Below are 19,681 nucleotides of genomic sequence, written 5' to 3' on the forward strand. Positions count from 1 at the left end.
TTCATAAAAACCACTTTGACTATTCACGGTAGGGTTAATCCATAAAAAACGCGCCTATCGTTAAAACAGACGCGTTATTCGTTAATAGGTGGCTATGATAAAAGTGCTTAGTTTAAAATACCGTAAGCAACCAATGCATCAGCAACTCGTTTAAAGCCAACGATATTTGCACCAGCCATATAGTTGATATAGCCATTATCCGTTTGACCATACTGTTCTGAGGCATCAGCTGCACAGTCATGGATATTTCTCATGATATTTTTGAGGCGCAAGTCGATTTGCTCAAAGCTCTTATACTGACGGACTGAGTTTTGTGACATCTCAAGTGCAGAGACTGCTACACCGCCCGCGTTGGCGGCTTTACCTGGGGCATAATGCACGCGGTGCAAACGAATATAGTCGATGGCTTCAGCAGTCAATGGCATGTTGGCACCTTCGACAACGTATGTAATGCCATTTTCAACCATGAGCTTGGCATCTTCTTCATTGACTTCGTTTTGCGTTGCTGATGGAATTGCGATATCGCCTTTGAATTGCCACGGCTTTTGCTTCGCAAACCACTCTCCACCATAAACATCGACGTACTCAGCCAACGGTTTGCTTTTTGCTTTTTGCGCCTTGAGCCAATCAATTTTTTCTTGATTCAGACCCGCTTCATCATACAAAGTCCCTTGTGAGTCTGACACAGTGACGACGATGCCACCCAGCATATGGGCTTTTTCAGCAGCATGTAATGAGACGTTACCAGCACCTGAAACCAATACTCTCTTACCTTTGATATCGTCATTTTGCGCCGTAAGCATGTTTTCTAAGAAATACACCGCACCATAACCTGTCGCCTCAGTACGCATCAAACTGCCACCGAAGCCAACGCCTTTACCAGTCAAAACCCCGCCGTATTCGTGCGTTAAATTCTTATACATAGCAAACATATAGCTGACTTCACGCCCACCCACGCCAATGTCACCAGCGGGCACATCGATGTCTTTATTCACATAGTGATGTAGCTCACGCATAAAGGCATAGCAAAAACGGCGGATTTCACTGTCTGTTTTGCCTTTGGGATCAAAATCAGAGCCACCTTTACCACCGCCCATTGGCAATCCAGTCAAAGCGTTTTTGAATATTTGCTCAAAGCCTAAAAACTTCAAAACAGATTGGTTGACAGTCGGATGAAATCTCACGCCACCTTTATAAGGACCTAGGGCATTGCTGAACTGGACACGCCAGCCGCGGTTAACCTGAACTTCACCTTGGTCATTTTCCCAGTTAATACGAAAAGCAATAACGCGGTCAGGCTCAACGAGGCGCTCAAATATTTTAAAAGTATCATATTCTGGGTGGGCGTCGTATAACGGCGCAATCGTAATTGCAACTTCTTTTACCGCTTGAACGAATTCAGGTTGATGGGCGTAACGCGCTTCGACTTTTTCGATGGCCTGACTGATACTCATATCTTTTCCTTAGGGTAAAAATGGTGAACGTGCTTACTTACACCGATGTCACATCGTATGACAACAAACGAGAGGATTGTAGACACTGGTGTAAAACTGAAATTGCCTCGACACGCTGGCTTGTGTAGAGACAAGTGGGATTAAAAAAGCTGACTGAATTTATGCCTAGATGCCATATTCAGAGACAAGAACATTTTTTATCTCATAATATATATCATTTTTGAGGCGTATAAGTCTAGTAAATATCACCATCATGAAAAGTTATAAGCGATTTTTATTGGCACAGTCTAGCGTGCGCCTTTGCATAGCACCTTGAGATGCCGACTGACGAGCTTACAGATCTCATTGATTGTGCTAAAAATAGTCCTGTATTACTAAAAAATCTTTGTTTTTCTAATCTGTAAATAAATCAAATATTAATGGAAATTTGTGTATTGATAACCGTTAAGTAAAGACGAAAGGTCGATAATCAGCACCAAACGGTATAAAAAAACCAAAAACTTGGCTTTTTGCTTGAGCTGATGTATATCAATATTAACAGCAAGGGTTTATAATAGCTGACTTAGTCAACATTTATTCTCCACCATTACTAACTGTTATTTTATCAATTGAATAACCCGTCATAGAGAAAGCGATATGCGTACAGATTCATTCCAGCAAATTTTGGAAGACCTAAACAGCTCATCAGCCGATGTTGAAGCATCTGCCCTTATTTCTAACGATGGTCTGATGATTGCCTCAGCACTACCAACGGGCGTTGATGAAGACCGTGTTGGCGCTATGTCAGCGGCTTTATTGTCATTGGGTGACCGCGCAGGTCGTGAGTTGGCACGTGGTAGTATCGATCGTATTATGATTCAAGGTGAAAAAGGCTACGTGATTATGACCTCATCTGGAGATGAAGCGGTACTTACTATTATGGCAAAACCGAATGCAAAACTTGGTTTGATATTCTTAGATATCAAGCGTGCCTCAGAAGCCCTTGCAAAACTTATCTAACTGGTAAATTTGGATTTTTGTCGATAACACATTTTTTATTATTTAACGTCATATAGCACATAGCACGACTGATAAATATGACTTTAAATCAAAATGAAGTGACTGTCTCATAAAAAATATTTAAGATGGCACACATTATTTGTATGGAATAATGGCCTGATAAATATTGGGACGACGACTGAGCTGAAAGGCAACCTGATGTTATCGACAACTACCATACCAGATTGGCTTTTTAATCATTATAAATATAACGATAAATAAAGGAGATTACGATGGGTTCTCCAATCCCTGATGCACATAAGCCTGATATGCCCTCTGAGCAGATTACTCTGACTTATTATGATGGTACATCGCGGACTGTCTATGATACTGGTATTGAACGCCCTTATCCTGATGGCAAACTGATTGTATCGCGTACCGATTTGGATGGTGTGCTGACTCACGTCAACGATGCTTTTGTCGAAATCAGTGGCTACAGCGTTGATGAGCTTATTGGTCAGCCACAATCTATTTTGCGCCACCCTGATATGCCAAAAGCCGCTTATAAAGATTTGTGGGATACCGCCGCGGCTGGGCAAAAATGGCATGGCTACGTTAAGAATTTATGCAAAGATGGTAGTCACTATTGGGTCTATGCGACCGTTGTGCCAAACATTCGTCGCGGCGAAACAGTGGGTTATACCTCGGTACGCCGTAAGCCATCACGTAGCAAAATCGAAGCGGCGATGGCTCAGTATGCCCAAATGAATCAAAATGAGGAAGGCTAAATCATGACGACACACAATATGTTAATCGCCCCTGATTTTTCTCCTGAGCGTTTTGCAGGCTGGCACATGTTTAATATTTTGATTCAAAAACGTGCCAACCTAAATATGCATCTGAACATACCTACCTCACATGCTGAACAAGAGCAAATCATTGAGGCAGGTGACATTCAAGTTATCTATGCCAACCCATTTGATGCAGCTACTTTGATCCGTGAACAAGGCTATCGCGCTGTTGCACGCCCTATCGGCAAATCGGATGAGATGGTCATTGCTGCTGCGGCAAACAGTGATATCAAGCGCTTAGAAGACATTAAAGCGGGTGCGACCGTAGCAATGGCAGACAACCGTGATGTTAAGCTGATTGGCTTACGCTTGCTAGAAGCTGTGGATATAGAAGAGTCTGATCTTAACTGGGATATCACTGAGACTTATCAGGCAGCCGCCCGTAAAGTCATCAAAGGTGATGCTCAAGCGGCTTTCTTCTTGGCAGAGATTTTTCATAGCTTTTCACGCTTGACCAAAACTCAGCTGTCAGTGCTAATCGAAAGTGATTTGGCAGATATTAGCCATGTATTATTGATTAAAGATGGCTTTCCTGATACAGAAATATTCATGAATGCGATCCTGAACTTGCATAATGATGACGATGGTAGAGAAGCATTGGCTGAACTTGGCATGCCTCAAGGGTTTGAAGCCATGGACGAAGAAGATGCTGAATTTATGATAGATTTGATGCAAACTTTACTTGATTAATTATTACTTATTAATTATTAATTGGCACGTTGCACCGTTTCGCTTAGTGAAGTCATAGGCTATTGTCGCTCAATAGTGGCTATATCATTTTGACCATACGATATTAGCCACAAGCTGTTAGCCATACAATAGACACTATGACTTAAAGGACACTATTATGTCTGATTTAGACCTTATCAAAGAAAATGAGATGGAAGCGCGCCGAGTATTTCGTTTATATTCGCGTAAAGTGTTTTTGGCACCCAATAACCGTCATTTTCATGAACAACGTATCAATGCCGCATTACTTTTAACCGAAAAAGAGCCGCTGCAAGGTGCCGTCGCAGACTTTTTTTATGGCTGTTGGTATGACATTCCTTACGATGTAAATAACCTGTTTACGCGTATTAAAGATCGCTTGTACCCTCATGTCCAGCAAGGGTTTCGCGATTGTATTAGTAAGAAGCGATATATTCAACGCAATAGTATGCTGGCGACTCGCTGGAGTGTCCTGATATCGCCGTCTCTCAATGAGCAAAAACAGCGATTGCTTATCAGTAGCGATGACGCCAAAGAAATATCCAAAGACATCACCGCTGAGCTCATGCAAGCGCGTGAAGATAAGAATTGGGGCACGATTGAGCAGATCGAAAACGAATTCTTTGCTCACTGTATCGCTCGCAATGATCGACTTGCCTTCTCGTTAGTATGGTTTCGCTTGGGTAAAAGCGACTGGCAGTTCGATGAGCGCTGGAACAACTGTCAACAGCATCTTGATCAGACCATCAAGACCTAATTTATCGCCGATTTAACCCTTTCATCACAATGGTAGCCGCTATGTCCTCTTACTTAAATGCTGATAAAACGTATCTAACCCTCACTCCAGCCGGTATTTTTGAGGCATTTTCACAAAGTGAGCCCACTGATGAACAGCTGTCATTACAAGACTTAATGTCCTATGGGGAGACGTTGCTCGCCGCTGATTGGCTTGAGCGTTATTCTGACGAATGGCTACAGAGCTTTATAGAACACGGCTGGATTGAAAAGCTGTCTTTGTTGTTACCCGCACCCAATCTGCCATTGGACCAGTTTTTACCTTATGTGGTTGCCAGCTTATCCGGTAAACGCCGTGCCGCTATTGGCTCTGATGAAGGGTTTTGCCTAGCACGAATCGGTTACAGCCAAGAAGAAGCGGACATGCTAAGTGTTGCAGCTGCTGACTTTTCAGGTTTCATGATTCGCCAAAAACAACGCGGCTGGGCGGTCGAAAGCCAAGCCATCTCGTTTTTTCAACAAGTTGACTTATTGATTCCTGAGACCAGCTTTGTGTTCTTATGGATTGATGGTTCAGGTTACGCCCTCATCATCGATGGCGAGCCTTTAACTAATAGCCGCGCCTTTGTTGAGATGGTATGGGCATTGAAAACGTCGGGCTTAAGATTTCTTAGCTAATTCAACCAAACTACTTGATATACCATTAAATATCAATATGACACGCTGCTGACCAGTGCGCTTATATCAAACTAAGCGCACTTCTTTCAATCTCTCACATCTGCTTTACTTTCAATATCTTTTTTTCTTTCATCTTCTGCTGTAGCCGATTTAATACGATTTGTATACAAGGATAAGGTATTACAAATTGCACTTATCTTTTACGCATTATTAAGATGTGATATTCAAATAAACTATGAAATAAAAAAAAGACGCTATTTACAGCGTCTTTTTTGTTTGTTGCTATAGTCAAGGAATTTTAGAATCGCTACAAGGCGACCGACCGCAGATAGTATACTGAGTACATCTAGAGCGGGTAACACCGTAGCGGTTTAAAAATGCTCTGACTATATAACTAAACTTATATATTGCGCACCACAATTGATTGTATACGTGAATACATAATTAAGGATATGCCGTTAGATATCAACTCGACGGCTAACAGTATGCCAAGAATATACGTCGCTGACTGTGGATAACTGGTAAATATCATGATAGCCAATATAATCGAGAGCAGCCCTGAGAGTAATATTGGAACAAAAGCCACTGTTCGACGTAGACCGAAAGCAACAACAACTCTGACTATACCTGTTGCCATAAATAAAATAGCAATGACCATGGTCAAGGTTAATATGCCTTGCAACGGATCTTGTAATAATTCAATACCAATCAATACACCAAGTACACCGCCGATGGCAGCCAGCACTTTTCCAGTGGTACTAGGTGCTCGGAACAAGGCAATAAACTGTAAAACACCCACTAAAAGGAAGATAAAACCTGCTAACTGCTCAGCGGCCAAAGTGGCGCTAAGAGGATTAAAAAATGCAAAGATACCGCCAAGAATACTAATGATGCCAATGACTAACCATAATGTACGATTCATAAGACGACCTTATTTTACATTTAATAGAAAATAAATTATATCGCAAACCTTACCTTGTGTTGTATAACGGTAGTAATATCTTCGAGTAGTCCTGTTAATATCAGAGTGTGGGCATTGATTTGTGGTCACAAGCCTGCTAACTGATTGTTCCACTGTTGCCGCGTCATGTTATACAGTACATGCTCAGCCAGCCGATGGTTAGGGTCAAGGGCTGGATGGTAGAAGTTGGCGCGGGTATCCATCATGCCAATACGCTCCATAATCAATTGCGAGCGCTTATTGATAACCGCTGTGAATGACACAACCTCATCGAGCGACAGCTCAGTAAAAGCGAAATTCAGCGCCGCACGTGCTGCCTCTGTAGCATAGCCCTGTCCCCAATAATCTTTATGTAGTCGCCATGCAATCTCGACAGCAGGGGCAAAAGACATATCTGCGTGGGTATCATTCAAGCCAACAAAACCGATAAAATCATCATATGTTTTGGTGCTATTTTTTAAACATACTGCCCAAAGTCCCCATCCTTGATTAGCGATAAGCTGCTGGCATTTACTAGCGATGATGTCACTTACTTTAGGCGTTAATAACTTGGGAAAATACTTCATTACCTCAGGATCAGCATTTATTTCAGCAAAAACAGCAAAGTCACTTGCTTGCCATTGCCTGAGATAAAGACGTTCTGTTTCTATCACATTTATCATTTTTATCACTTATGGATTGACACTATTAATACTATTTAGCCAGCCAGCCTTTTTGCTTGGCATGAGCAAGTTGCTCAGGAGTATCGATATCATAGCTCAGTTGATTATTAACAACGGTACTTATCTGACTGGGCGGCAAACCTCTAATTAAATAACGCAGCCCTTTATCGCCTACCAGCAATGCTTGCCACTCTCTGAGTAAATCACAATCAATCGTTAAAGGTAGTCCGATAATATTTTGCTTCAATGCAGTGGCAGCAGACGTTTCATTTAAATTCATATTATTTAAATGAAACGTCTGCTGCCAGCTACCATAAGCACTTGCCACTACAGACCGCTTATCTGCTAGCAGTTTTACTAAGTGCTGCTCATCGAGTAAAACTTGATCAACACCCATAATGACGACGCGCTCGATTAATGAGCTTGTCAACTGCGTGACTGCCTCAATAGCCAAATCCAAACTATACGCCATACCTATTTCAGGCGTAGGATTTACGACCATTTGAATCATAGAGTACTGAAAAGCCAATTCATTCATCGCACTGGCTATTAATGGCTGATTATCAGGAATGACTATAATAATTGCTTGTGGTTTTGTAAAAAGTGCGAGTTTGGTCATGAAGCAAATTAAGGGTTCGCCATCTTTACACAGTAACTGTTTTGCTTGACCTAAACGCAGGCTCAGTCCACTGGCTAATATAATCACTGCATGATTTGAAAGATTTAAAGGATTTGTTGGCTTTAGATGAATAGGCATTGAAAGATATGAGTCGCTGCTCATGATAAATTTATCGCGGCACGAGCACTTGTAGCAGTCGTCTCTATAGAATCAATATGCGTAGAAAATAGCGTTGTAAAGTTAGTGTTTGACAGATGAGTGTCTGAGTTTTCTGCTGATAGGTTTTGATTATGGACGACAGCATTGACTTGCGCCATGATACCCAGTGCTAAGGCTTCAGGACCATCTCCGCCCAGCTTATAACCAATCGGATAATGCAGTTTTTTGATACCTAGATTTAAACTGGCAGGATTTGTAAACCTTGTACTAATTTCTTCGATTAAGCGCTCGGTACGGTAGCGTGGTCCTAGTTGTCCAAGATATTTATAGTGATTAGCATGCTCTAATAATACGCCAAGGCGAGCACGGTCTTGGCTGAGACTATGCGACATTAAAGCAATAGCGGCATTTTTACTGAGTTTTAGTAAAGTGTCACTATCATCTAACGCCAGTACCATCACGCTATCTGCCTGAGGAAAACGCCGCTGCGTGGCATATTGCGCTCGACTGTCTACCACTGTCACATGCCAATCTTGCAGCTTTGCCATCGTAACTAGCGGCATCACATCATTGCCAGCACCACAAATCAGCAAACGTATCTGTGGTTGTAGGCGCTGAATCAGCCATTCTGTGGCTAAATCGTCATTGTCATTGACATCTTTTACAATGACGTACTCAGCATTTTTATGGAGCAGTTTATATTCGGATAAACTTTCAACTGCATGGATAACTGTGCTTGAAGCATTAGATATCACTTTATCTGAATTATTAGCGTCGATAACGGTGAGTTTTCCTGACTTGATATAATTATCTAGGTTAAGACGCAAACCAATTTGAAGTTGAGAGTTTGGATTATTTTGGTTATTAAAATGGATTGTAGAGCGGATTAAAGTTGCTACCGTTACCGGCTGCTGAGACTGACGAACCTGACTGATGACATTTAACAAAGACATTGCTGTCACTAGCCTTTCAAACAACACATGTACGCGCCCATTACAGCCTAATCCAAAATTTAACTCGTCCAGATCAATATCTTGTTCATCGTATTTATGATCTGTGCCCTTATTATCACTGCCTCTATTAAAATCAAAACCCTCTTCTAATACGCTTGCTGGCACATTACCATTTTCAGCATATTCGATATCGTCACCCGTTTGGTAAACTTGCACGTTTGCACCATTACGAGTGAGCCAGAAAGCACGTTTGATAATATGTGGCTCCAAGCAGCCGCCGCTAATCATCCCGACCGAACGACCATCTTCACAGATGAGCATCATCGCGCCTGCGCGGCGATAGGCTGACCCTTCGGTACGCACGACGGTTGCTAATACCGCGTCAACATTTTGTTGCTGAGCCTCGCGTGCCAGCTTAAGAATATCAGCAATTTGATTCATAATGTCTCTTATATACTATCTATCATTGATGTCTATATACGGTCTATATCCATCATGACCAACTTATAAACCAGTTTATAAAACCCGCTAACGACTACAATTAGCGAGTTTATATTGTCCATCTATTTGACTAAAAACCTACTCTGGTAGTTCATAAAGTAATTTGTCGAGGGTAATAGGAAAATTATAAACTCGTACACCCACGGCGTTGTACACGGCATTAGCAATAGCAGCGGCAGCACCAGCAATCGCCGTTTCCCCAATACCTTTTATATGCATTGGATTGGTGTAAGGATCGTCCTCTTCTACCAAGATAACATCAAGCTGAGGAACATCCGCATTGACTGGGACATGGTATTCTGCAAGATTATGATTACATAGCCGACCGTCACGCTTATCGTGAATAACCTGCTCCATCAATGCAGAACCAATACCAAATATCATACCGCCGTAGCACTGTGAGGTCGCGGTTTTGTGATTGAGGATACGCCCTGCTGCAAAGGCACCAGTCATACGTTTAACGCGTATTTCACCAGTCACTCGGTGTACAGCGACCTCGGCAAAATTGGCACCAAATGACGCTTGGCGATGACTTTTTGCATTTTTACCCGGTGCAATTTGACCTTTGGCACTGACTTTTTGGTCATCATATTGAGCGACGATATCGGCTAATGAATGAGTCTGGAAATTACTAAAGTCATATTCTTTCGATTCAGTTAGTGAGATTCCAGTTATTTCAGCTAACTTATCTTTTAAATCAGCCATTTTATCTACGATGTTATCGCTCAAACCTGCTACTTTTTCTTTTCCTGCTTCTATAACGGTTTCTACCACTGTTTCTACCACTGTTTCTACAAAATTAGCATCATGCTCACCTATCTGCTTAATTTGACCGTTATCCAGCTGAATGGTGTCAGGGTATAGACCGACTTTTTCTGCGATCATCTCACGTAGCTGCTGACAAGCAAGGTAAATACTACTGCCTGAACTGGCAGCGCCCATGCTCCCCCCTGAACCAACCGCAGGTGGCAAGCTGGTATCACCAAGTTTCATTTCAATATGATCTATTGGTAGCCCTAATAAATCCGCAGCGACCTGAGTAAATACGGTATAAGAACCTGTACCGATATCGGTCATGTCCGTCTCAATCACGGCTTTGACGCCCAGCGCTTTTGAGTTATCTATTTGCAGGGTCGCCCGTGCTTCTGATGGCGCTAAGCTGTTGCCGCGAGCTGCCGCTGCCATACCCATACCCATCCACCAATCACCTTCTAAGCGACTGGCAGGCTTAGCATTGCGTTGATTCCAGCCAAACTGTTCAGCTGCTTGATCGATACAAGCGATGAGCTTACGCGTGGAAAACGGGATACCTTTACTAGGATCTTGCTCAGGCTCATTACGACGGCGCAGCTCGACAGGGTCTAGGTTGAGTTGCTCTGCCAATTCATCCATCGCACACTCAAGGGCAATCTGCCCCACTGCTTCACCGGGGGCACGCATTGAGCCTGACAATACTTGGTTCATATCTACTTGCTGATAATTAACTCGGCGATTGTCACCGCGATACAGATAATGCGTAGAGAGCGCTGCTGGCTCAAAAAAGGCTTCTCCTGGCAAATTACTAGAAACCGTCTCATGAATCATGGTGTCGATAATACCATCTTCACTACAGCCAATAGCAATGCGTTGACGCGTGTTTGAGCGTCTAATCGTTGCCTCCATTACTTGCGGGCGCGTCATGGTAATTAACACGGGACGACCCAATTCTTTTGCGGCGAGTGCGGCGGCTATCGATTCTGGAGAAATCCCAAGCTTGCTACCAAACCCCCCACCGACATAACGAGCGATTAATTGCACATTATCTGCATCCAAATCCAATGCATCAACGATTTGCTTTTTGCACGAGGACAGCATCTGATTAGAGGAGTACATAATCAGCTTCTCACCTTCCCAGTGAGCAAGCGTTGCATGAGGCTCCATCGCTGCGCTGTTTTGACTTGGCGTATGATAAAAGCGATCAAGGGTTACTGCAGCATTTGCGAGGCTTTGTTCTGGATTACCCTTTTCTGAATTTTTATCCGAACCTTTTTTTTCATTAACATCATGAGCATTTGGCAGCTCTGTCGTAAAGTTCAATGCCGCCTGCTCAGTCTCATCCTCATAAGTCACTTTGAGCGCTTTTGCACCTTCGGTCGCCGCCTCAAACGTCTCGGCAATGACAACCGCTATCGGCTGACCATGATAAAAAATCTCACTGACGCCTTGCTTAGGGGCTTTTTTTGCACCGCCCTGTTGGGCATTGCGTAAAAAATGCTCAGGATCGGTCACCACTTTAATAATGTCAGGAATACCCTCTAAAGAGCGGCTATCAATTTTCTTGACCCGTCCTTTGGCAATCGTTGCGCTCACCAAGACACCATAGGCTTGATTGTCTAAATGAATCTCTGCCGTATAAGGTGCTTGACCGCTGACTTTCAATGACCCTTCAACACGGTTGATGGGCTTACCCACCAACTTGCTCGCTGTTTTATCAAAAAGTGATTCGACAGGCGCATTCATTATCATTTTTTTGGTCGGTTCTGACGAAAATACTGAGTCCAATAATGACATGATTATGCTCCCTTGCCCGCTAATGCGCGTTGAATAACTTGTTTGAGTAGACGACGAGTCAGCGGTATTTTAAAATCGTTTTGACCACTACCTTTAGCCTCTTTCAGTAATAAGTCCGCTGCTTGTTTAATGATATTTTCGTTGCCATCAGTACCCATTAACAACGCCTCAACGGATTCGTTACGCCATGGTTCAGTACCAATACCGCCGAATGCTAGGCGCACTGTGTCCAAACGCCCATTATCAGTCACGTCTATGATCGCTGCACAAGACACTAAGGCAAAAGCATAGGACGCGCGATCACGCACTTTGTCATAAGTGTGCATGCCTTTGATGGGCGCTGGCAACACAACATGAGTGATAAGCTCACCAGACTCTAAAACATTTTCGATATGTGGCGTGTCTTTTGGCAAACAATAAAAGTCTTTGATGGCAATTGTACGCATTGAACCATCCGTTTTTAACGTCTCAACAGTGGCATCTAATAAGCGCATCGCGACGGCCATATCAGATGGATGTTGAGCAATACAGGACTCGCTAGTACCCAAAATTGCCAACGTACGATTTTCACCATTTATCGCTGGACAACCGGAACCTGGCTTGCGTTTATTGCAGGCGCTGTCTGTCTGATAAAAATAATAACAACGCGTACGTTGCAATAGATTACCGCCCGTCGTCGCTCTATTGCGCAATTGTCCCGTCGCACCTGCCAAAATCGCCCGTGATAACACTGGGTAATTGGCAATGACCTCAGGATGCGCCGCCAAGTCGCTATTGGTCACTAGCGTACCGATGCGTAGACCACCATCTGTAGTCTTCTCAATTTGAGCTAATGCTAAGCGAGTGATATCTACCAGCTTAACTGGCGTTTCAATCTCTAACTTCATCAAATCTAAAAGGTTGGTACCCCCTGCGATAAATGAGGCGTCTTTTACACTAGCAGATTGGGCTGCCTGCTCTGGCGCGGTAGCACGGCTATACTCGAAACGTTTCATGAGCGACCTCCTGACGTATTACTTATAGTGTTATGGTTCGTCGTTTGGCTTCCTAATTGCGCTTCACTAGGTGGTGGCGACCAAATACCCGTCACCTCTGATTTTTGTACTGCGTCAGTTTTAGATAAATCATTCATTTCATTTTCTAAAACTTGTGAAATGGCCTTAATAATATTGGGATAAGCAGAACAGCGGCAAATATTGCCACTCATACGCTCAGCGATTTCTTGTACCAGCAATCCATCAGGGTTTTGCAAATCTGTAGTGACATGACTGGGCCAGTTTTGTTTAATTTCATCGATCAGCGCTGTTGCTGAACAAATTTGCCCAGGGGTACAGTAACCACATTGAAACGCATCATTATCTTTAAAGGCTTGTTGCAACGCTGACAAGGATTCGGGCATGCCAATACCTTCGATCGTGGTAATGTCATCACCATCGTGCATAACTGCCAAGGTCAAACAGGCATTGACCCGACGCCCATTGATAAGTATGGTACAAGCGCCGCATTGACCATGGTCACAGCCTTTTTTAGGCCCCGTAATTTTGAGGTGCTGGCGACAGACATCGAGTAAGGTCGTGCGTGAATCAAGATTGTCGAGCTGATAATCTTGCTTATTAATGGTTAAGTTCAAGGTAGACATGCTGGCTTCTCGCTGGCAGATAATCAAAAAAAATAGGGTTGAACGCTTCTTAAAAGTCGCGCCAATCGATTTATTATGACTTATTAGAAATGTCGATTTGTTTTCACTTTGTAGTTATTACAGTGTAGTTTTTAATCTATGAAAACTTTACTCCTAACTATTTTATCTCGCTTATTCACTATCAATTTTATAAATGAAACTCAAAAACTCATTTTATTAGCAAAAAAATAGCGCTATAAACATGCCGTTTATAACGCTATTTGCGATTAATATAGTCAGTTAAAAATACCAGTCGGGCATTATGCTTTAGTAATTATTCTCGCTTCACTCAATCGAGATTTTGGCAAATCGGCATTAAAATCGTCTTCACTACGATAACCAAGTGAGATAACGGCAACGGCTGTGTAGCCTTTGCTACGTAGCTCAAACTCTTCATCGAGTGCCTTTAGATCAGCACCTTCCATCGGTACGGCATCAATGCCTAAAGTAGCAGCACCCAGCAATAATGCGCCCATATTTAGGTACACTTGCTCGACCAGCCAATGTGGCTCGTCTTTTTGCTCATAACGACGAATGTCCAAAAACATTTTGCGGACTTGATTCATTTGCTCTTTGAATTTTGGTTCTGCGAAGCGACCATCAGCATCTTCTTTATCCAATACTTCATGCAAAAATTCATCATCAGCATAGATACGACTACAAAAAATGATGACGTGGGAGGCATCTTTCACCTTTGCCGTGTTGAAATCAAACATCCCTTGTGTACCTTTTGCGATACGTGACTTGCCAGCCTCATCATCAGCGATTACAAAATGCCAAGGCTGAATATTAGTACTTGATGGGCTAAGTCGTAGGATATCCTTTAAACTTTGAAAGTCTGCTGCTGATATTTTTTTATTGGCGTCAAACTCTTTGGTGCTGTAACGCCAGTTCATGGCTTCAGTGATATTTTTCATTTATGACTCCAAGATTTTTAGTACCGCCACTTTAAGCAAAAACCCGTTTGATGACCGTTACAGATTGGTTAAGTAGTCACTTATTTTGTTATTAAGTTGCTGATAATTCAGTGCATCGCTGAGTTATTTGAGCCGCCATTTGAACAGTTATTTAAGCAGATACTTATTAGACAGAGACTCATTAAACAGTAACTTAGACGATATTGTAATTGTTCCCTCATTCTCTTAGCATTAGTTAATTAGTATTGATAATTAGCATTGATTTATAAGGCAGTCGACCACAGACAGCTTATATAAAAAATAAATACTGAATTGGGCAGATAGATATGGAACATTCAAAGCAATTATCCTCAGAGCAGCCACTACGCATAGATATCGTCTCAGACGTTGTTTGTCCTTGGTGCGTCATTGGTTACCGCCAGCTGGCAGAAGCCCTCAAGCAAACCAACACCGAACACGAGATTCACTGGCATCCGTTTGAGCTTAATCCAAATATGCCAAGCGCAGGACAAAATATGCGTGAACATATTATGGAGAAATATGGGTCGAGCAAGCAAGAATCTGATGCTAGCCGTGCTCGATTAATGGAAGCAGGTAATGAGGTTGGCTTTACGTTTAACTTTAACGATGACACACGTATGCACAACACGTTCAACTTGCATCAATTGCTGCACTGGGCAGATCAGCAAGGTCGCATGCATGAATTAAAGCAGGCGTTATTCGTCGCTCATTTTACCAATGGTCGCAATATTTCTGACAATGCGGTACTTGCTGATATCGCAGCAGAGATTGGACTAGATCGTGACGAGGCACTAGCCGTATTAGCAGACCAAAGGTTCGCTAAAGGGGTGCGCGCAGAAGAGCAACATTGGCAACAACAAGGCATTGAAAGCGTGCCAGCGGTAATTTTTAATAAGCGTCATCTGGTTAGTGGTGCACAAGGTGTGGAAAATTTCAAAAATATCTTGCAGCAGTTGGCTGACATGCCAGACTAGTTTTCCTGACGAGGTTTTTTGGCAAGGTTTCTTTAGCTGTTTAAAAAAGGATCTATTATGTTCTCTGATAAGTCTCTCCCTATTATCGTGTTTGATGTCAATGAGACGCTACTCGACATTACCATTCTTGAACCATTATTTGCTCGCCTATTTGGCAATAAAATACTACTAAGAGAATGGTTTGCGCAATTGGTGCTATATTCGCAAACCATGACGTTATCAGGACTTTATACGCCTTTTGGCGAGCTTGGCGTCAGTGCCTTACAGATGACCGCTGATATTCATAACGTCAGGCTGATAGATAGCGATGTCGACGAATTACAAGAGCGTATGAGCAAAATGCCTGCTCACCCTGATGTAGTACCAGCATTAACCAAGCTGCGTGAGGCAGAGTTTCGACTGGTAACGTTGACCAACTCAGCAAATAGCGCTTCCCCGACCCCGCTTGAAAAAGCCGGCATCAGCCATTTTTTCGAACAGCATTTTAGTGTTGAGCAGGTTGCAAAGTTCAAGCCTGCGCCTGAGACTTATCAAATGGTCGCTCACGCATTGTCTGTTGAGTTGTCAGATTTATGCCTTGTCGCTTGTCATCTTTGGGATACGATAGGCGCTCAAGCGGCTGGCTGCCAAGGGGCGTTTCTCACGCGACCGCACAATGCTTTACTATCAGCGCCAAACCTTCCAGTACCTGACTTTATGGCAGCAGATCTAACCACGCTTGCCGAACAAATAATTTTTTCCACTAAAAAATAATTGCCAATGCCAGAAAAATGCCGCCCTATATAAGGACGGCATTTTCGGTTTAGCATACTGCTATTTTATAAGGCTAAATCTATAATCACTATTATTAATAATGATTTTTAAAAATGAATAACCGTACGGATACTCTCGCCTTTATGCATCAAATCAAACGCTTCGTTGATATTTTCTAATGGCATGGTATGGGTAATGAAATCTTGTAGTGGAATCTCACCAGCCAAATAACGCTCAACATAACCTGGTAATTCACTGCGACCTTTTACGCCGCCAAATGCTGAACCGCGCCAGACACGACCAGTCACTAACTGGAATGGGCGAGTAGAGATTTCTTGTCCAGCACCAGCGACACCAATGATGACCGACTCGCCCCACCCTTTATGGCAGCACTCAAGCGCTGAACGCATAACATCGACGTTACCGATACACTCAAATGAATAATCGACACCGCCATCGGTCAATTCAACGATGACGTCTTGAATTGGCTTGTCGTAGTCTTTTGGGTTGATGCAATCGGTTGCGCCAAGCTTTTTAGCCAGCTCAAATTTGCTCTCGTTAATATCAATAGCAATGATACGACTGGCTTTTGCCATTGCCGCACCGATGACCGCTGATAGACCAATGCCGCCTAGACCAAAGATAGCGACAGTCGCACCCTCTTCTACCTTGGCCGTATTCATCACTGCACCCATACCAGTCGTGACGCCGCAACCTAATAAGCATACTTCTTCTAGTGGTGCTTCTTTGTTCACTTTCGCTAAAGAAATCTCAGGCAACACGGTATATTCAGAGAAGGTTGAGCAGCCCATATAATGATAAATAGGCTCACCATCTTTATAAAAACGCGTGGTGCCGTCTGGCATTAAGCCTTTACCTTGGGTCTCGCGTACCGCTGAGCACAAGTTGGTTTTGCCTGAGGTACACATTTTACAGACGCCACATTCTGCTGTGTATAAAGGAATGACATGATCGCCAACTTGCACACTGGTGACACCTTCGCCGATTTGCTCAACGATACCGCCACCTTCATGACCCAAAATCGCTGGGAACACGCCTTCTGGGTCTTCACCAGATAAAGTAAAAGCGTCAGTGTGACAGACGCCGCTTGCCACGATTTTTACCAATACTTCGCCTTTACGGGGCAGCATCACATCCACTTCTTCGATAGATAGTGGCTCATTTGGACCCCAAGCAATGCCGGCTTTTGATTTAATAAATTTATCTGACATCGTTATCTCTCTTTTTAATTCATTTTATGGGTTATTAAGCGCAGACCTCTATTCAGCTTATCTTGCTTGTTGAATGGAGGCAAGCGGCAGTTGTAGCAGTCTGTAAAGCTTTATACTGACTATTATAGTTTTTTCTATAGCGATAACAATGTGCTATATTTGCAAATATCTTTTACACAGTGGTAATAATCATGCGCTGGGATGGTATTAGCGAATTTGTTTATGTAGCAGATTACGAAAGCTTTACGCGCGCGGCAAAAGAATTGGGTATCTCAACCGCACAAGTCAGTCGACAGATAAGCGCTTTAGAGAAGCGACTGAATATTAAACTGCTGTATCGCACGACGCGTAAGGTATCGCTGACTGAAGAAGGTCGCATATTTTATCAGCATTGCCGCGGTGTGCTCGATGGATTGGATGCGGCTGAGCAAGCAGTGAGCAATTTACAATCAAAGCCGCAAGGTAGGATTAAACTGACTGCCCCTGTCACTTATGGCGAGCAGCAATTATTGCCACTGGTCAATGATTTCATGGTGCAATATCGCGATATCGAAGTGACGGCGTTTTTGAGCAATCAAAAAATCGACCTCATTGATGGCGGCTATGATTTAGCGATTCGTATCGGCAAATTAAGTGATTCGACGATGATGGCAAAAAAGCTTAGCCGTCGTACCAATTTCGTCTGTGCTGCACCCGCTTATCTTAAAAAGTACGGCACGCCGCACACGTTGTCTGACTTGCACAAACATAACTGCTTACTTGGCACGCGTGATTATTGGCACTTTATAGAAAGTGATAAAGACACAAATAATGATGTGGATAAAGAAACAAATCTACGCGTCTCTGGCAGCGTGCAATACAACAGCGGTCATAGCTTAGTGGATGCGGCGTTAAAAGGGTTGGGTATCGTGCAGCTACCTGATTATTATGTGCAAAAATACCTAGTATCAGGCGAGCTGGTCAGCGTATTGGATAACTATAGAGAACCTGAGGAAAGTATCTGGGCGATTTATCCACACAACCGTCATTTATCGCCAAAGATTAGACTGCTCGTCGATTATCTAGCAGAGCATTTGGTTTAGCTATGCGTTTTGGTTTAGGCATTCTTTAAGGTGTGTTGTAATGCGAGGCTTTACTATGCGCGGTTTATTACGCACAATGCTATGAAGCGTAATGTTATGGCTCACAATGAATATTCGATGTTGCCAGCCATCATGTGCTGAATAAACAATGACAATAAAAGGACTTTTCATGCTTAAGACTCTCTCTATCGCTGCCCTAGCATTGGCCGTATCCTCCTGCGCCAGTGTTGAAAATATTTTAAACGCGCCGGACAAAGCACCATCAATGCCAGCAACGATGACTGCTATCAATGCCGAAAAAGGCTTGGTTACGCTGCAAAGCAATCATTCTGTGCAAGATACTGCTGATAAGCTGGTCTCAGTTATCGAAAGTAAAGGCATGAAAGTATTTGCGCGCGTCGATCATCAAAAAAATGCACAAGGTGTCGATTTAACCTTACGACCAACCCAAGTCATTATGTTTGGTAATCCAAAAGCGGGTACGCCATTGATGAATTGCGAGCAAAGCGTCGCTATCGACTTACCACAAAAAATCCTCATCAGTGAAGATGCTGATAAAAAAGTTTGGTTGTCGTACAACAATCCTGAATATCTCAAAGACCGCCATAATATAAAAGGTTGCGATACCCAATTGGCGAATATTGCAAAAGCCCTTGATGGTGTTAGTAAAGCAGCAGTTGCAAAGTAATACCAAACCCAAAAAATACGATTAGCGGCGTCAAACTCGCTTAGTCTACTAGATGTAGTACTTGCACTCGTTTTCCTTGCTACTCTAATTTTTTGAGAGGGTATAAGCGTTGGGTGAAAATCTAAAGATATAAAAAGGTGGGATGCAAAAGCATAACCCACCTTTTCTATGCCTTTAAAAGATTAACGTATTAGTAATCCTCAGACTGTGCGATTTGCTCATGCAACTCTACTTTTAACTTCTTCGCACATTCGATAATCTTTTTTCGACCAGCAGGAATAGCCCCATATTCAATCGCCGTTTCGCGCATTTGCACCGTCACATCATAGTGCGGATAACTGGCATGACGGTGGAATAAACGCGAATCTACTTCAATCAGCGCAGCAAAGTCATGCAACTCTTGCAGGGTATCTGCCAGCATATGGCACCACTTATAGCCTTTAAATTCTATCTGCATAAAATCTACATATATCGCCATAGAGTCGCCTCCTTTATTGTTATTAGCTATTTTATCATGTGCTAAATAA

The 19,681-nt window shown here is 42.9% G+C and carries 20 protein-coding genes; 9 read left to right on the top strand and 11 right to left on the bottom strand.

Annotated features, from left to right (window positions below; translation table 11 throughout):
• Positions 1-107: 107 nt before the first annotated feature.
• Positions 108-1,454 carry an NADP-specific glutamate dehydrogenase gene (gene gdhA, locus JMY05_RS08095; RefSeq protein WP_055124628.1) on the bottom strand — a complete coding sequence of 449 codons (1,347 nt, stop codon included), beginning with the start codon at positions 1,452-1,454 and terminating at the stop codon, positions 108-110.
• A 636-nt stretch (positions 1,455-2,090) separates the two neighbouring features.
• On the opposite strand from gdhA, the gene JMY05_RS08100 reads away from it, so the two are divergent.
• The 5 genes from JMY05_RS08100 to JMY05_RS08120 all read left to right on the top strand — a co-directional run bounded on the left by JMY05_RS08100 (position 2,091) and on the right by JMY05_RS08120 (position 5,404).
• Positions 2,091-2,453 (top strand): roadblock/LC7 domain-containing protein, encoded by a 363-nt coding sequence (locus tag JMY05_RS08100; RefSeq protein WP_010201036.1) that lies wholly within the window; start codon positions 2,091-2,093, stop codon positions 2,451-2,453.
• Positions 2,454-2,725: 272 nt separating this feature from the next.
• Positions 2,726-3,220, top strand: a complete 495-nt coding sequence (locus JMY05_RS08105; RefSeq protein ID WP_201614781.1) for a PAS domain-containing protein — start codon at positions 2,726-2,728, stop codon at positions 3,218-3,220.
• Positions 3,221-3,223: 3 nt separating this feature from the next.
• Entirely contained in the window at positions 3,224-3,973 is a 750-nt protein-coding gene (locus tag JMY05_RS08110) for a PhnD/SsuA/transferrin family substrate-binding protein (RefSeq protein WP_045444391.1), read from the top strand.
• 157 nt (positions 3,974-4,130) lie between these two features.
• Complete coding sequence (locus JMY05_RS08115; RefSeq protein WP_201560386.1) at positions 4,131-4,748, top strand: hypothetical protein; 618 nt, start codon at positions 4,131-4,133, stop codon at positions 4,746-4,748.
• Between the two features lie 41 nt (positions 4,749-4,789).
• On the top strand, positions 4,790-5,404 hold the full coding sequence (locus JMY05_RS08120; RefSeq protein WP_045444387.1) for a hypothetical protein: 615 nt from the start codon (positions 4,790-4,792) through the stop codon (positions 5,402-5,404).
• A gap of 400 nt (positions 5,405-5,804) precedes the next feature.
• Here JMY05_RS08120 and JMY05_RS08125 read toward each other — a convergent pair whose 3' ends face one another.
• From JMY05_RS08125 to nfsB, 8 genes are all read right to left on the bottom strand, one after another.
• Positions 5,805-6,326: an HdeD family acid-resistance protein gene (locus JMY05_RS08125; RefSeq protein WP_045444383.1), complete on the bottom strand. Its 522-nt coding sequence runs from the start codon at positions 6,324-6,326 to the stop codon at positions 5,805-5,807.
• Positions 6,327-6,451: 125 nt separating this feature from the next.
• Entirely contained in the window at positions 6,452-7,027 is a 576-nt protein-coding gene (locus JMY05_RS08130; protein ID WP_201614783.1) for a GNAT family N-acetyltransferase, read from the bottom strand.
• Positions 7,028-7,058: 31 nt separating this feature from the next.
• Positions 7,059-7,808 carry an NTP transferase domain-containing protein gene (locus JMY05_RS08135; RefSeq protein ID WP_045444378.1) on the bottom strand — a complete coding sequence of 250 codons (750 nt, stop codon included), beginning with the start codon at positions 7,806-7,808 and terminating at the stop codon, positions 7,059-7,061.
• Positions 7,805-9,199 (bottom strand): XdhC family protein, encoded by a 1,395-nt coding sequence (locus JMY05_RS08140; protein WP_201614785.1) that lies wholly within the window; start codon positions 9,197-9,199, stop codon positions 7,805-7,807. The genes JMY05_RS08135 and JMY05_RS08140 overlap by 4 nt, the downstream gene beginning before the upstream one ends.
• 138 nt (positions 9,200-9,337) lie before the next feature.
• Complete coding sequence (locus JMY05_RS08145) at positions 9,338-11,809, bottom strand: xanthine dehydrogenase family protein molybdopterin-binding subunit (protein WP_201614787.1); 2,472 nt, start codon at positions 11,807-11,809, stop codon at positions 9,338-9,340.
• Between the two features lie 2 nt (positions 11,810-11,811).
• The gene (locus JMY05_RS08150) at positions 11,812-12,804 is read right to left on the bottom strand and encodes an FAD binding domain-containing protein (protein WP_045444373.1); all 993 of its coding nucleotides are present in this window, start codon (positions 12,802-12,804) and stop codon (positions 11,812-11,814) included.
• On the bottom strand, positions 12,801-13,448 hold the full coding sequence (locus tag JMY05_RS08155; protein ID WP_045444371.1) for a 2Fe-2S iron-sulfur cluster-binding protein: 648 nt from the start codon (positions 13,446-13,448) through the stop codon (positions 12,801-12,803). Before JMY05_RS08155 ends, JMY05_RS08150 begins: the two co-directional genes overlap by 4 nt.
• A gap of 299 nt (positions 13,449-13,747) precedes the next feature.
• On the bottom strand, positions 13,748-14,404 hold the full coding sequence (nfsB, locus tag JMY05_RS08160) for an oxygen-insensitive NAD(P)H nitroreductase (protein WP_045444369.1): 657 nt from the start codon (positions 14,402-14,404) through the stop codon (positions 13,748-13,750).
• A gap of 326 nt (positions 14,405-14,730) precedes the next feature.
• On the opposite strand from nfsB, the gene JMY05_RS08165 reads away from it, so the two are divergent.
• A complete protein-coding gene (locus JMY05_RS08165; protein ID WP_201614789.1) occupies positions 14,731-15,399 on the top strand; it encodes a DsbA family protein in 669 nt (222 codons plus the stop codon).
• A gap of 57 nt (positions 15,400-15,456) precedes the next feature.
• Positions 15,457-16,152 carry a haloacid dehalogenase type II gene (locus tag JMY05_RS08170; RefSeq protein ID WP_045444367.1) on the top strand — a complete coding sequence of 232 codons (696 nt, stop codon included), beginning with the start codon at positions 15,457-15,459 and terminating at the stop codon, positions 16,150-16,152.
• 107 nt (positions 16,153-16,259) lie between these two features.
• Here the strand turns inward: JMY05_RS08170 and JMY05_RS08175 are convergent, their stop codons facing one another.
• Positions 16,260-17,384: an S-(hydroxymethyl)glutathione dehydrogenase/class III alcohol dehydrogenase gene (locus JMY05_RS08175; RefSeq protein ID WP_045444364.1), complete on the bottom strand. Its 1,125-nt coding sequence runs from the start codon at positions 17,382-17,384 to the stop codon at positions 16,260-16,262.
• Between the two features lie 191 nt (positions 17,385-17,575).
• Here JMY05_RS08175 and JMY05_RS08180 point away from each other — a divergent pair, with 191 nt between their 5' ends.
• Positions 17,576-18,466, top strand: coding sequence for a LysR family transcriptional regulator (locus JMY05_RS08180; protein ID WP_201614791.1), 891 nt, complete (start codon positions 17,576-17,578; stop codon positions 18,464-18,466).
• Positions 18,467-18,635: 169 nt separating this feature from the next.
• Positions 18,636-19,154 (top strand): DUF302 domain-containing protein, encoded by a 519-nt coding sequence (locus JMY05_RS08185; protein WP_045444357.1) that lies wholly within the window; start codon positions 18,636-18,638, stop codon positions 19,152-19,154.
• A gap of 190 nt (positions 19,155-19,344) precedes the next feature.
• On the opposite strand, the gene JMY05_RS08190 is transcribed toward JMY05_RS08185, so the two are convergent.
• On the bottom strand, positions 19,345-19,632 hold the full coding sequence (locus JMY05_RS08190) for a DUF4031 domain-containing protein (RefSeq protein ID WP_045444354.1): 288 nt from the start codon (positions 19,630-19,632) through the stop codon (positions 19,345-19,347).
• Between the last annotated feature and the right edge of the window lie 49 nt (positions 19,633-19,681).

It is taken from the genome of Psychrobacter sp. JCM 18902, from assembly GCF_904846615.1.
Classification (GTDB): domain Bacteria; phylum Pseudomonadota; class Gammaproteobacteria; order Pseudomonadales; family Moraxellaceae; genus Psychrobacter.

Coding starts and splice junctions, on each gene's coding strand:
- nfsB (WP_045444369.1), bottom strand. CDS start 14,404: ATGAAAAATATCACTGAAGCCATGAACTGGCGTTACAGCACCAAAGAG.
- JMY05_RS08170 (WP_045444367.1), top strand. CDS start 15,457: ATGTTCTCTGATAAGTCTCTCCCTATTATCGTGTTTGATGTCAATGAG.
- JMY05_RS08185 (WP_045444357.1), top strand. CDS start 18,636: ATGCTTAAGACTCTCTCTATCGCTGCCCTAGCATTGGCCGTATCCTCC.
- JMY05_RS08130 (WP_201614783.1), bottom strand. CDS start 7,027: ATGATAAATGTGATAGAAACAGAACGTCTTTATCTCAGGCAATGGCAA.
- JMY05_RS08105 (WP_201614781.1), top strand. CDS start 2,726: ATGGGTTCTCCAATCCCTGATGCACATAAGCCTGATATGCCCTCTGAG.
- JMY05_RS08100 (WP_010201036.1), top strand. CDS start 2,091: ATGCGTACAGATTCATTCCAGCAAATTTTGGAAGACCTAAACAGCTCA.
- JMY05_RS08145 (WP_201614787.1), bottom strand. CDS start 11,809: ATGTCATTATTGGACTCAGTATTTTCGTCAGAACCGACCAAAAAAATG.
- JMY05_RS08180 (WP_201614791.1), top strand. CDS start 17,576: ATGCGCTGGGATGGTATTAGCGAATTTGTTTATGTAGCAGATTACGAA.
- gdhA (WP_055124628.1), bottom strand. CDS start 1,454: ATGAGTATCAGTCAGGCCATCGAAAAAGTCGAAGCGCGTTACGCCCAT.
- JMY05_RS08110 (WP_045444391.1), top strand. CDS start 3,224: ATGACGACACACAATATGTTAATCGCCCCTGATTTTTCTCCTGAGCGT.
- JMY05_RS08140 (WP_201614785.1), bottom strand. CDS start 9,199: ATGAATCAAATTGCTGATATTCTTAAGCTGGCACGCGAGGCTCAGCAA.
- JMY05_RS08120 (WP_045444387.1), top strand. CDS start 4,790: ATGTCCTCTTACTTAAATGCTGATAAAACGTATCTAACCCTCACTCCA.
- JMY05_RS08135 (WP_045444378.1), bottom strand. CDS start 7,808: ATGAGCAGCGACTCATATCTTTCAATGCCTATTCATCTAAAGCCAACA.
- JMY05_RS08165 (WP_201614789.1), top strand. CDS start 14,731: ATGGAACATTCAAAGCAATTATCCTCAGAGCAGCCACTACGCATAGAT.
- JMY05_RS08150 (WP_045444373.1), bottom strand. CDS start 12,804: ATGAAACGTTTCGAGTATAGCCGTGCTACCGCGCCAGAGCAGGCAGCC.
- JMY05_RS08190 (WP_045444354.1), bottom strand. CDS start 19,632: ATGGCGATATATGTAGATTTTATGCAGATAGAATTTAAAGGCTATAAG.
- JMY05_RS08155 (WP_045444371.1), bottom strand. CDS start 13,448: ATGTCTACCTTGAACTTAACCATTAATAAGCAAGATTATCAGCTCGAC.
- JMY05_RS08125 (WP_045444383.1), bottom strand. CDS start 6,326: ATGAATCGTACATTATGGTTAGTCATTGGCATCATTAGTATTCTTGGC.
- JMY05_RS08175 (WP_045444364.1), bottom strand. CDS start 17,384: ATGTCAGATAAATTTATTAAATCAAAAGCCGGCATTGCTTGGGGTCCA.
- JMY05_RS08115 (WP_201560386.1), top strand. CDS start 4,131: ATGTCTGATTTAGACCTTATCAAAGAAAATGAGATGGAAGCGCGCCGA.